The sequence below is a fragment of the Oscillatoria sp. CS-180 genome (assembly GCF_028330965.1).
Lineage (GTDB): Bacteria > Cyanobacteriota > Cyanobacteriia > Phormidesmidales > Phormidesmidaceae > Halomicronema.
In genome coordinates this window covers 1-11,365 of sequence record NZ_JAQMUB010000084.1, presented here as the reverse complement: position 1 = coordinate 11,365, position 11,365 = coordinate 1, and the positions used below count along the sequence as shown (strand labels likewise).

Genomic DNA, 11,365 nt, shown 5'->3' with positions numbered 1-11,365 from the left:
GGTTCCAAAATTCTGCTCATAACGCTCTGCCATCATCCGATGCTCCCTGGATATCAATGCACTTAACTTTAGTGGGAGTTGCCTTTATTGGCTACGGGCACTGCCCGCTATAGGCTTGAGGACTTAGTAGGAAAAGTTAGGCGGCGATGAGCGCCGCGGTGACGCCAAGGCTTAGGCTCATAAGGCAAGGATGATAATTCATGGCACTGTTGACGTTGGTCTAGAAATTGCGGTTGGGATTTTTTGGCCGGTCTGGCCCAGGTCATTACCTTTTCAGCCAGCTGATCGAGTCGGCTGATGAGAGAGCGCGGATGAAGGAAAGTTCGAGCGGTGGGCGGCTGATGGTTTGGATATAGCTAGCGCTGAGGTAAGGGCGATACTCATCGTGATCAGCAATGTAGGTTTGCATGAACGCTAGACCGCTCGCCTTAAAATACTGCCGGGCCAAGAGCGGATCAGGCCCTTCTAACCCCTCGGGTAGCGCCAAGGTGTCGTAGGTGGAAGCGTCAAGTGCCCCGTAAATATGCGTTCCGCCTTGAATGACCATGAGGTATTTGTCGTTTCCTTCTAACCAGGCAAACGGGCGAATCTGTTCTAAAAGTGCTGGCGCTAGGGGATCATCACTCCCGGCGACTAACAGAGCGGGGACTTGCAGTTGCCGCATTCCTTGGGGGCCAAACAGACCGCTTCCAATCGCATTCATCGTGAAAACAGCTTGGATGCGTTCATCCTGAAGGGACTGAAAAGCGGTATTTTCCAACTGCAGGGCGGTGCATTGAAGCAACAGCGAAAAATTCACTAAGTCAGGGCCATTCGTGTTGAAAGTACAGGCCGTTTGTAGCTGCTCAAAATCAAATTCCGCGCCCGCAAGGGCCAGCGCTGTGTATCCCCCAAAGGAATGGCCAATCATACCCACCTGCTGGAGGTTAAAGCGGACAGATTGAGAGGAATCAACCTGATTAAGTCGGTCTAGCTCGTCCAGTAGAAAGGAAACGTCTTGAGGAATATTGATAAACTCCTCTGGGTCAACCACCTCACGAGCCGTTCCCCTCAACAGGCTTTGCAGCTGCTGGTTGCTGATACCTGGGTTGTCTAGCAGAATCACCCCAAAACCATGACTGGCCAAATGTTGAGCTAAATCTGTAAAGCTACTGCGATCAGCTCCCAAACCGTGGGAAATCACCACCACCGGCACCGGTTCAGCAGGTGAAGCCCGCGGCTGATACAGTTCTGCAGTGACCGCGCGATCTCGACGCTGATCATACAAATTCCAAAATTCTGATTGCCATGAGAAGGAACCGGGTTGCTCTAAATCAGCGTATTCGGTGAAATCAACGGCGGCTGCCGTTCTGATCTCTAAAGCCGACTGCTGCTCGATCAGCGCGATCGCTTGCTCCGTTTGTTCGACCAGTTGACCAGCGGCTCCGGCAACTCGCAGGGCCTGCAGTCCGTCCAATCGGACGGTGGTAGTCGGAAACTGCTGCAGCACGTTTAAGAGGGTCAAGCCCTCGGCATCCGCCGCCGCCAGGACCACAGCCGCGCGCAGGGCATAGAAGCCATTTAGCCGAGAATCTGTCTGGATGAGGTTGCCTAAGTAATGCAGTAAGACCTCTCCCGAAGCCGAGTAAAGAAATCGTGAAAGGGTGGCAGGGCTTACCTCTACCGGAGCGAGAAGGATTGCTTGCAGTTCTTCTCGCTCTTCGATACTCGTGTTCCGTAAATAAGAATCCAGATCGTCATTGACCTGACCTTCTCGGGCAAAGGCTTCTAAAGAGTCAATAGAAACTGCAATTTCCAGAGAGCCATACGATAAGACCACTCGTTCAGCGGCCAGTGACGGCAGCGCCGTTGAGACGATGGCTAGACTGCTGAGCAGAGATCCCAAAGCGCAGCGTAAATAGGATCTATACGCGACCATAGATAAATACCTGATATTCAAAAATTAAAAGACCAAACTTTTGTTAGCCGCTTTCGACTTTAATCAAGTCGGGCTTCCCCAATAAATGTCTTGAGAAATTTTCGCTGTCGGTTATCGCATCCATTCCGACGGGCTATGAATCGATGAAGACTTTTTGGCGATCGCGCAATTCTAGAAGATCCCAAAAATCGCTCTCGTCGTGCTCTTTTCCCGGCTCTTGGGGCAGATAATAGAACATCACTCGACGGATGAATACAGCGGCAATTCCGGCACCCAAAAATTCAGCGAGGGTAAACGCGATTCGCGTAATGGCGTTAACTTGGGCCACCTGTTGATTGAATGCGGTTGTGCCAAAATCGGCGACTACAACCTGCAAATTGAGGAAAAAGTTCGTAATACCAATCAACAGGTTGATTATCAAGATAATCTGAGTGCTTTTGACCAGCGATCGATATACCCTGGGCTCAGTCAGCAATGATTTCAATGATTTTTCCTGATGGGGCGATTCTGGATTCATGCCCTGCATGAGGAAGCAGTACATGATGGGCCGATGAATCAGGATGGAAATGCCAAAGACTAAAATCGTCAAGATAGACCCCACGCTGTCTTTGAGTGTATGCTGCACACCGTCAACGAACCAAAACGCGAGCAGGCCCTGAGCGATCGCAAAGGCACCCACATAGCTGGTAATAAAATTGAATCGCTGAGTGATTAAAAATGAGTCAGTCAAGACCCAAGCGACGGGCACCAGCGCCGCTAGAACATAGGCAAAGACTGTCCCCAACAGCTCGCTGAGATTGTTCAAAATCAGGAGCGGAATCACAAAACCGATAACAATATCGAGGACGATTTTTACTTTTCGATTCATGGATTAAAAACTCTTTTATATCTGTATAGAAAAGTGAGGCAAAAGAACCATTCTGCGGCGCGTTACGAGCATCCTACAATCGATAAACTTTTTCAGTAATTTTCTGAAAAACTTATCAAACAATAGAAGGCTTTTATCACTAAAAAAATCTATGGAAATTCTATGACTGCGGGCGATGCTGAGCATTGAGGACAGGCTCACCGGTTGATATCACCTGCTCGATGATATCGGCGGCTTGCTGGGCTCCTCCAGTCGCTTGAATCACTTTTCGTAGACGCTGGGCGCTCTGTCGATACGAGGGTTGAGTCAACACCTGATGGATTTTGCAGTGCAGTTTGGGAGCGGTTAACCCCCGATGAGTGAGGTATTCTCCGGCTCCCGTCCAGGCGATCCGGGCGGCGACACCGGGCTGATCGTTCGTGATCGGGATGGCCACCATCGGGACACCATTGCTCAGCGATTCCAACACGGTGTTCATGCCCGCGTGGGTGATGGTGAGGGTCGCCTGTTGCAAAAGTTCTACCTGGGGCGCGTAGCCCACGACCAGCGGCGAACCCGGTAAGGTTGGGAGGGCAGCGGGCGAGGTGCCGCCACCGAGGGCAATAACAAGCTGCACATCGAGGTTTTGGCAGGCGATCGCGATTGCCCTAAACAGCCACAGCAGTTGATTTTGCAGCGTGCCTAATGATGCATAGATCAGCGGTCGTCTGGTGAGCTGAGCGAAGGGAAAAGTCGCCGGTTCGCGACCGTCTACATCGATGCAGGGGCCGACGAAGTGCAAACAGCCGGGCAGCGATTGCCGGGGAAATTCAAACGCGACGGGCTGTTGGCAAATTTGAGCCAAATTTGAAAAGGTGTCGTGTTCATAATCCAGCGGTGGCAGATGTCGCTGCTGGCGGTAGCGGGTAATCTGTCGGATTTGACCTCTGCCAAGGAGAGCCAACAGTTGATAACCCGCTTGATTGCGCAGCCTCCCCCAGGCAGTGGGCTGATAGCGCCAAGGCGTGAAAAAGGGCGGGATATCTGGCTCGGGATTGAACATCAACGCACAACAGACCGTGATGAACGGTAGGTTCAGTAACTCAGCAATCGTGGAACCGCTGTAGAAAGATTGATCCACCAGCAGACAATCGATATCCGTCGCGGCGATCGCGGCAGGACTTTCCTCTAACAGAATGCCGGTCGCCCGCTCCACTAACTTGAGGGAGTAGTTCAGCGCGGCAAGGCCGTTGAGTTCACCCAGGGTTTTGAGCGACTGTTGAGTCGAGCCTAGCGGAAACTGGCTCATGCCGATCGCGAGAAAGTCCAACCCAGCGGCCACCACTTGGGCTTGGCCATCGATCAAACCGACGATGGTGACGCGGTGCGATCGCCGCTGCAGTTCACGCCCGATGGCCATCATGGGGTTGAGATGCCCGGTCAGCGTGGGGCAGAGAATGCCGATATGAGCCATCGTGAATCTCCTACGCGGCCCCCGGCATTTGGTCCGCTTGGCTGGGATGCTTGAGGGTGAAAATAGAGGGAATATCCCAAGCTTCGGTAATGCGATCGTCCACAATGCGCCAAACTACGACCGCATCGAGCTCGAACGATTTATCGTCAAAGGTCATGCTGGGGTTGGCATGAACGACCACCAGCTCTTCCCCCACCGGAATGACCTGATGGGTTTCGACCTTAAAGGTTCCCTCGGTTAGCCGACTTAGCTTTTGAAAGAATTCTTGCAGGCCGCTGAGCCCCATATAGTCCCCTGCAATCTCTGGTAAAGCAGGGTTAAAGTAATGCCAAACAAAATTATCCCCAATCAGGTCTTGGGCACTCTCCAAATCGTGGGGCACTAACTTTTCTAAACGCTGTAGCAATAACAGATTTTTATTCACAACCGTTTTCATCGCTCGATGCCTCAATCTGTAAATGAAAAGAGAAACGGGAGCAGCGCAGCAGAGGAACTGAAGGTGGGGCACCCAGAAGCGCTGCGCTCTGCTCCAACGATTCCCCAATTTATGTTGGACACCCGTTCTGCTCTACCTACAGCCGGACATCCGTTTTGGGGAAAAGCCGTCACCCAGTTGGGTGAGCCGATCAGCAGGACTGAAATCATTTGATCGATTTATGACTTAGAGACGACGTTCCGCTGCTGAGGTGTTGGTGGGGCAAGTGGGTTAAGCCGCTCGGTTGGCCGGTAAGGACAGGATTTCTTGAGCTGCTCGGATGCCACTTTCTAAGGCTCCGTGAACCGTCGCTGCGCGGGTCGGATGCGTCGCTTCGCCCGCAAAGAACAAACCATTTTCAACCGGTTGGGCAAGCTGAGATCGCAACCCCACCCCATTGACCGGCACATAGGAATACGCCATCCGCGCATAGGGATCGGCCTGCCAATCAACAAACAGCGCTGCCTCCAGTCGATCAGCTAGCGGCCGCTCAAATATCCGCTCCAAATCTTGCACCCCTGCTCGAATGGCCCCTTCACGACCGAGCGCCCCCAGCTTATGGGCTCCGGTTGCGCCAGTGAACGCCGTTAACACAGACTCCTCCTGCTGGTGTCGCCAGCCGGGTCGCCACCACAGTTGAGTATCTAGGGGCGTCAGACAAGACTCCAGTTCCTGAGACCAGAAAGGCTGATCAAATTTCAGCATGAGTTTGGTAATGCTGCCTGCGCCGAGACCCTGAATGGCGTTGAGTTTGGCCTCTGGCAGGGGCGGGTCAAACTCCACGGCATTGGCCTGCAATAGAGCCAGCGGCAGCGTGATCACCACCTGTTGGGCGGTATAGGTTTCGCCAGAGTCGGTGTAAATCTGGACGCCTGACGGGCTCCGGCTAATGCGGGTCACCGTCGTGGCATACCGAATGTCTAACCCTGCGGCGAACTGCTCCAGCAGATGAGAATAGCCTTGTCGGAGGCGAAAATAGAGATCGCCATCGCCCTCATAGGTCAGCTCCATGAGCCCGTACACCCCAAGCTGGTCAAGGTTGGCCGCGTAGCTGCCGCTGAGAAAATGGTCGACGAGCCGCCGAACTTCTGGCGACCACTCAATCTGGTGAAGCTCCAGAAACTGCGTCAGGCTAACGTCTGGTTTGCCCTGATCAATCCAGCTGGCCATCAGCGCGTCAATGGGTGAACCATCCATTAAATCGAGCGCGTCTAACCCCGGCAGGGTAGACCAGCGCCGGAAAGGAAGCAGCGCTTGATTGGCGTAGACAAACTGGTTGCGATAGTCATCAAAAGCGGGCCGGGTGGCCAACCGATAACGCCGCACCCAGTCCCAGGTCACGATATTTTCACCATGCAGAAATTCTGCACCGCGTTCGACCGGGTGCGACGCAAAATCGTAATCGGTGTGGACTCTGCCCCCGATGCGATCGCGAGCCTCCAACACCATCACCGAGCCATTAGCATCTTGCAGAGTCCGGGCTGCCGCTAGCCCAGCGGCCCCCGCGCCGATCACAAGGGTATGGCCAGCAGTGGACTGGGGCAAGGCTTGAGCGGTGAAACGCCGGCACGACTGACTTAAAAACGCCGTGACTGACAGCGCTGCCAGCAACGAACGCCGAGTAAAGGATGTCATAAGCAAAGCGCCTACCGAGAGGCGATAGAATCTGAACACTGTTCACGTTTTCAAAAATACGAACACTGTTCAGGTTTTGTCAACCCATCCTCAAAATCCATGTCCGAATCCAATTCTTCTCGCTCACCCAAGCTGAATAAGATGCGGCGACAGCCTCAGCAGGCCCGCAGCCAAGAGCGGGTCAAGCAGATTCTCGACGTGGCCGAGCAGTTATTTGTGGAATTGGGATATGAATCTACAACAACTCGGGCGATCGCGGCTCGGGCTGGCGTTTCGGTCGGGTCACTTTATCAATTCTTTCCCGATAAAGAGGCGATTCTCAAAGCGTTAGCTGTCCAGTATATGCAAACGCAATATCAGCGATTTCTCGATCTGCATACTCCCGCAGCAGTCCATCTGCCGCTACGCAGTTATGTAGACCAGATGATTGATGTGTTTGACCAATTCTACACAGACTATCCAGGCTCAAAGGCAATCTTTGAACAGCTCCTGAACACAATTACCTGGTCAAAAATCGAACAAATCGATGATTTTGAATATCAATTGATTGACGAATTAGCCCGCTTTTTTCAGGCCCGTAAGTCGAGTTTGTCGATGACTAAATGTGAACAAATGGCCATGATTATCATCAAAACTACGACCGAACTCTTATGGCTTTCCTTAAGTAGCGATCAAGCATTACGCCAAGACCTGGTGACGGAAACTAAGTTGCTGACTTGGAGTTATCTGCAGCAGTACTTAGATTAGGCAAAGCTTTGTCTAAGCGTGTCTGAAGTAACGTCACTTGGAGCCACCCAACTGGATGAGGCGATCAAGACCTGACAGCAGGTGCCGCATACAGATACTCATCGCTGATATTTGTCTTGACTCCAAACATAAACCATCAGCTATTTATTACCATTGAAGGTTCTTTCTCATTTTTTCATGCGTTTATTAGGCACATCTGATTTTATACCTTTCAAAAAGCATATAAAAGACATGAATACGTTGATAGTATTAGGCATGAAATCCAAGCATGACGCTAGCACATGCCAAAAAAATCAACCAACGTCATAACAAAAGGGCCTTTTCTTTTTGGGCTAGCCATGCTCATCTCTGGTAGTGTTGGTTTACTTGTAAGGCTGATAGATCTTTCACCTATCAACATCGTATTCTTTCGATGTGTATTTGGTGCTCTTACCTTAGGCATCTATATCCTTGTCTTTAAGAAAAGCGCGATGAGGATACCCCGCAGCGATTTGCTTCCGATATTGGGCTGTGGTTTTGTGCTGGTCGCTAATTGGATTTTTTTGTTCGCTGCGTTCAAGCAGACTTCGATCACAGTTGCTGTTTCTATCTATTATTTAGCGCCAGTATTCGTCACTCTCTACGGGCTTTTCTTCTTGAATCAGACGGGAACAAAATTAATAATTCTTGGCATCTTTCTGGCCTTCTTTGGCGCAGCTCTAGTAAGCGGAATTACCATTGAGGATATCCTTTCATTGAATATATTGGGTGCTAGCTATGCATTCTTAGCAGCAGTCTTTTACGCAGCGCTGATCTTGCTATCTAAGAACGTGAAGTATACTGATTCAGCAATGACTTCCCTAGTGCAGACTACAGTAGGAGCTTTAATACTGTCTTTCTTTGCTAACTTTGAGATAGAGTTTGCAGATCTCAACTGGGGATTAGTCGTAGCCATTGGAGCAGTTCATACAGCACTTTTATATATACTATTCTTTCATGGAATAAGGAGTTCTCCTATATTGTTAGTTGTGCTTCTTGGATTTATCGATCCACTCTTTGCTATCCTTTTAGACCGATTCATATTAGGAAGTCAAATTAGTTCAATTCAGCTCTTAGGAGTTGTCTGTATAATCACAGCTTTGGCACTGAAAGCGTTTAGTGAGAACAAGACCGAACAATTAACAGAGTGACAATGATACTTCTAGGGATAGGGGAGGCTCTGAATAATTTGCCTCACAAGCTTAAAGGCTTGAGGTGATGTTTACTGCCAAGATTAGTCTTGGACTACGCTTCTTACATACAGCTCGCCACAGGTCACGAACCTCTATCGAATTCGTATGGATGAGTGATAGCGATCGCCTTTGGCCGTTGAAATAGCTGAAGCGCGATCGCCCTCATCTTTAAGCGTAACCGGGACAATCACTTTCGCAAGCTGCTAGGAGAGAAATGTAGTGTAGCGTTTCCAGCCGGGGCTACGTACGGATTCCGACATAAGACCTGGCCGATCACACGGGTTTCCAGGGCTGGCGTTTTATCTCACGGGCGAAAGAGCCGCTGTAACGAGGCCACACTAACGGCTGAAGCCCTTGATAAGATTTTGTTGTCAAGAACAAAAAGCTTGGAAGTAATCTGGAAGCATGCATACTACTGCATAGCTTTTACGATAAGCAAAACAGTGTGGCTAAGATGCTCAAACTAGCTGTCAACGGTACTCTAATGCGCGACTTAGAACTGAATGCCAATCTCCTAAACGTGGGAGCTGAATTTCTCTATGAGGCAACAACAACGCCTACCTATCGTATTTGGTCCATCGGCGATGTACACCCCGCTATGGTTCGGGTCAGTGAAGGGGGTGTAGCGATCGCTCTAGAGGTTTGGGCCATATCAGCAGCGGGGTTGGCGCAGGTACTCCAGCAAGAGCCGCCAGGGCTTACCATTGGCAAGGTCAAGCTGAGCAGTGGCGAAGAAGTGCTGGGAGTGCTAGGAGAACCCGTCTTGTGTGAGGGACAAAGGGAGATTACGAGCCACGGCGGCTGGCGAGCTTACATGGCAGCACACAAAAAACGCAGCGCCGATATGGGCAACGTCGAGAGGGTAAAGCGGATCTAAGGGATCAGAATTAAACAAGTTCCAAATTTTGAGTTTTGAGGTTTAAGTTGAGTAGCCAATTCAAAATTCAAAACTGGGAACTTAAAACTGATGCATTCCCAAGCCGCAATGGCTACATCAATCCGGCTAGATTGGCTATGCCTGAATGATGACAAAATTAGTGTTGATTTCAGGAGTCTGACTAGGGAGTTGTATGATGCCAGAGCCCTCCCGACAGCGAGGCTGGATACTGGGCGTTACTGCCGGTTTAGGAATTGGCTTATCGGCAATGGTAACGCTGTTTGTTCACCGTTGGGAAGTGACGCAGCAGCAAAATCGTTTTCAACAGCAGATTGAGAACCTGGCGATCGCCCTACAGCGGAGTCTCAACCGGTATACCAGCGTGTTGACGTTTCTTAGCGACCACTACGCCGTTAATCAGGGAGCGGTGGCGCGATTGGAGTTTGAGCGGTTTGTGGCGCGATCGCTGGCGGCCTATCCCGGCATTCAAGCGCTGGAATGGGCTCCGCTGATCGAGCAGGGCGATCGCCTGGCCTACGAGCAGGCAATTCAGGCAGAGATTGATGACAATTTTCAAATTACCGAACTGGGAACCGGCGATCGCCTAGCGCGAGCGGGTGAACGCGCTTACTATCTGCCTGTCACCTATGTAGCTCCCTGGCTGGGGAATGAAGCGGCCTTTGGGTTTGATCTGAACTCGAGTCCAGCTCGGGCGGCGGCAATTGAACCGGCTTGGCATAGCGGCAACATTCAGGCCACGGGACGCATTCGCCTCGTGCAAGAACAGCGCGACCAGTATGGCTTTTTGGTGGTGCTGCCGCTGTATCAAACGCCAATCGTCCCCACCTCAGCCACCGCTCGCCGATCGGAGTTCACAGGCATATTGCTAGGGGTATTTCGCGTCGCTGACGTGGTAGAGGAAGCACTTCAGGACTTGAGCTTTGAGATTAATTTTGATTTGTACGACCAAAATGCCGCCCTAGAGGAGCAGTTTCTGGGGCGCTATTCTGCGGCAGATGGCATGGTGCGAGCGGTGCCGGATGATCGCGCTGCCCATCAACTGCGTGCCCTCTGTGCTCGACCAAATGACTGTACGCGGACGCTGGAGATTGGTCAGCGCCAATGGCTGGTCACGTTTTCACCGGCTACCACGTACCCTTTCAGCTTCCCCTATGCAACCTGGACCACGCTGCTGACGGGGCTGTTGCTGACCGGCAGCTTGATGCTGTTCCTCCGCAACTTACAGAACGAACTAGACCGCACCAAAACGCTGAATGATCTGAAACTGCGGGTGTTCTCCATGGCTTCCCATGAATTACGGACACCGCTGAGCACGATTGTGCTCTCAGCGGAATCACTGCAAACTAATTTTGATCAGCTTTCGGAAACGCAAAAACAAACGAACCTACAGCGCATTCACCTCACGGCCCAGCAAATGACCCAACAGATCTCTGACTTGCTGACCCTGACGCGGGCAGAGGTGGGTGGATTAGAGTTCAGCCCAGAATTGTTAGAGGCGGTCGCGTTTTGTCGGCAGGTAATTGAAGCCATTCAGATTAGCGCTAGCCAGCCAATCCAGTTGAGTTGCCGTCAGCCTTCGGTTAAAGCTTTTTGGGATAAGAAGCTGATGCGATCGCTGTTAACCAATCTGCTCTCCAACGCCGCCAAATACTCTCCAGAGACTAGCGCCATCGAGGTCTATCTCGATAGTGACGGCCACCAAGCGACGCTGCAGGTGAGCGATCGCGGCATGGGCATTCCCGCAGCCGATCAGCCTGACATTCAGCAGGCGTTTAAGCGGGGGAGTAATGTCGGCGATGTGGGGGGAACCGGATTAGGGCTCGCGATCGTGGACGTTTGCGTTCAGCAGCATCGCGGCACCTGGCACATTCATAGTAAAGAGGGACAAGGTACCACGGTCATGGTTACCCTCCCCCTCGAATGATGTGTGTTGTCGGAACGTCGAAAGGGTGCTAAAGCAAGGCTTACACAGTTCAAAATGTCGTAGTGTGAGGATCCCTCCTGGCCTCCTTCTTAAGAGCTATTCATCAGGCATAAGTCTGGTAAAGCCATGCACAGCCGAGCTTCTGGCAACCGCTTGTCAGGAGTCGTAAGGCGGAGATGCTGGCTTCGTTGAGTCGTTGCGAGGGGGGGGGGGGGGGGGGGGGGGGGGGGGGGGGG

General features: G+C 51.6%; 10 protein-coding genes. 5 read left to right on the top strand and 5 right to left on the bottom strand.

Annotated elements, in window-relative coordinates; all coding sequences use genetic code 11:
- Nucleotides 1–265: 265 nt before the first annotated feature.
- The 4 genes from PN498_RS21070 to PN498_RS21055 form a co-directional block, all read right to left on the bottom strand.
- Nucleotides 266–1,918: an alpha/beta hydrolase gene (locus PN498_RS21070; protein WP_272065381.1), complete on the bottom strand. Its 1,653-nt coding sequence runs from the start codon at nt 1,916–1,918 to the stop codon at nt 266–268.
- Between the two features lie 133 nt (nt 1,919–2,051).
- Nucleotides 2,052–2,786, bottom strand: coding sequence for a VC0807 family protein (locus PN498_RS21065; protein WP_272065380.1), 735 nt, complete (start codon nt 2,784–2,786; stop codon nt 2,052–2,054).
- A 160-nt stretch (nt 2,787–2,946) separates the two neighbouring features.
- Entirely contained in the window at nt 2,947–4,239 is a 1,293-nt protein-coding gene (locus tag PN498_RS21060) for a glycosyltransferase (protein WP_272065379.1), read from the bottom strand.
- Nucleotides 4,240–4,249: 10 nt separating this feature from the next.
- Nucleotides 4,250–4,675, bottom strand: coding sequence for a nuclear transport factor 2 family protein (locus PN498_RS21055; protein ID WP_272065378.1), 426 nt, complete (start codon nt 4,673–4,675; stop codon nt 4,250–4,252).
- Between the two features lie 6 nt (nt 4,676–4,681).
- Here PN498_RS21055 and PN498_RS21050 point away from each other — a divergent pair, with 6 nt between their 5' ends.
- Nucleotides 4,682–4,888: a hypothetical protein gene (locus PN498_RS21050; RefSeq protein ID WP_272065377.1), complete on the top strand. Its 207-nt coding sequence runs from the start codon at nt 4,682–4,684 to the stop codon at nt 4,886–4,888.
- Nucleotides 4,889–4,945: 57 nt separating this feature from the next.
- On the opposite strand, the gene PN498_RS21045 is transcribed toward PN498_RS21050, so the two are convergent.
- Nucleotides 4,946–6,349 carry a flavin monoamine oxidase family protein gene (locus PN498_RS21045; protein WP_272065376.1) on the bottom strand — a complete coding sequence of 468 codons (1,404 nt, stop codon included), beginning with the start codon at nt 6,347–6,349 and terminating at the stop codon, nt 4,946–4,948.
- A gap of 99 nt (nt 6,350–6,448) precedes the next feature.
- Between PN498_RS21045 and PN498_RS21040 the strand changes: the two genes are divergently transcribed.
- The 4 genes from PN498_RS21040 (at nt 6,449) to PN498_RS21025 (ending at nt 11,129) form a co-directional block, all read left to right on the top strand.
- Complete coding sequence (locus tag PN498_RS21040) at nt 6,449–7,096, top strand: TetR/AcrR family transcriptional regulator (RefSeq protein ID WP_272065375.1); 648 nt, start codon at nt 6,449–6,451, stop codon at nt 7,094–7,096.
- 281 nt (nt 7,097–7,377) lie between these two features.
- Nucleotides 7,378–8,265 carry a DMT family transporter gene (locus PN498_RS21035; protein ID WP_272065374.1) on the top strand — a complete coding sequence of 296 codons (888 nt, stop codon included), beginning with the start codon at nt 7,378–7,380 and terminating at the stop codon, nt 8,263–8,265.
- A gap of 496 nt (nt 8,266–8,761) precedes the next feature.
- Nucleotides 8,762–9,184 carry an allophanate hydrolase-related protein gene (locus PN498_RS21030; protein ID WP_272065373.1) on the top strand — a complete coding sequence of 141 codons (423 nt, stop codon included), beginning with the start codon at nt 8,762–8,764 and terminating at the stop codon, nt 9,182–9,184.
- Nucleotides 9,185–9,377: 193 nt separating this feature from the next.
- A complete protein-coding gene (locus tag PN498_RS21025; protein ID WP_272065372.1) occupies nt 9,378–11,129 on the top strand; it encodes a CHASE domain-containing sensor histidine kinase in 1,752 nt (583 codons plus the stop codon).
- The last annotated feature ends 236 nt before the right edge of the window (nt 11,130–11,365 follow it).

Bases quoted from the DNA above. Each gene is read 5' to 3' on its own strand.
- PN498_RS21065 (WP_272065380.1), bottom strand. From the start codon at position 2,786: ATGAATCGAAAAGTAAAAATCGTCCTCGATATTGTTATCGGTTTTGTG.
- PN498_RS21035 (WP_272065374.1), top strand. From the start codon at position 7,378: ATGCCAAAAAAATCAACCAACGTCATAACAAAAGGGCCTTTTCTTTTT.
- PN498_RS21070 (WP_272065381.1), bottom strand. From the start codon at position 1,918: ATGGTCGCGTATAGATCCTATTTACGCTGCGCTTTGGGATCTCTGCTC.
- PN498_RS21060 (WP_272065379.1), bottom strand. From the start codon at position 4,239: ATGGCTCATATCGGCATTCTCTGCCCCACGCTGACCGGGCATCTCAAC.
- PN498_RS21030 (WP_272065373.1), top strand. From the start codon at position 8,762: ATGCTCAAACTAGCTGTCAACGGTACTCTAATGCGCGACTTAGAACTG.
- PN498_RS21045 (WP_272065376.1), bottom strand. From the start codon at position 6,349: ATGACATCCTTTACTCGGCGTTCGTTGCTGGCAGCGCTGTCAGTCACG.
- PN498_RS21055 (WP_272065378.1), bottom strand. From the start codon at position 4,675: ATGAAAACGGTTGTGAATAAAAATCTGTTATTGCTACAGCGTTTAGAA.
- PN498_RS21040 (WP_272065375.1), top strand. From the start codon at position 6,449: ATGTCCGAATCCAATTCTTCTCGCTCACCCAAGCTGAATAAGATGCGG.
- PN498_RS21025 (WP_272065372.1), top strand. From the start codon at position 9,378: ATGATGCCAGAGCCCTCCCGACAGCGAGGCTGGATACTGGGCGTTACT.
- PN498_RS21050 (WP_272065377.1), top strand. From the start codon at position 4,682: ATGCCTCAATCTGTAAATGAAAAGAGAAACGGGAGCAGCGCAGCAGAG.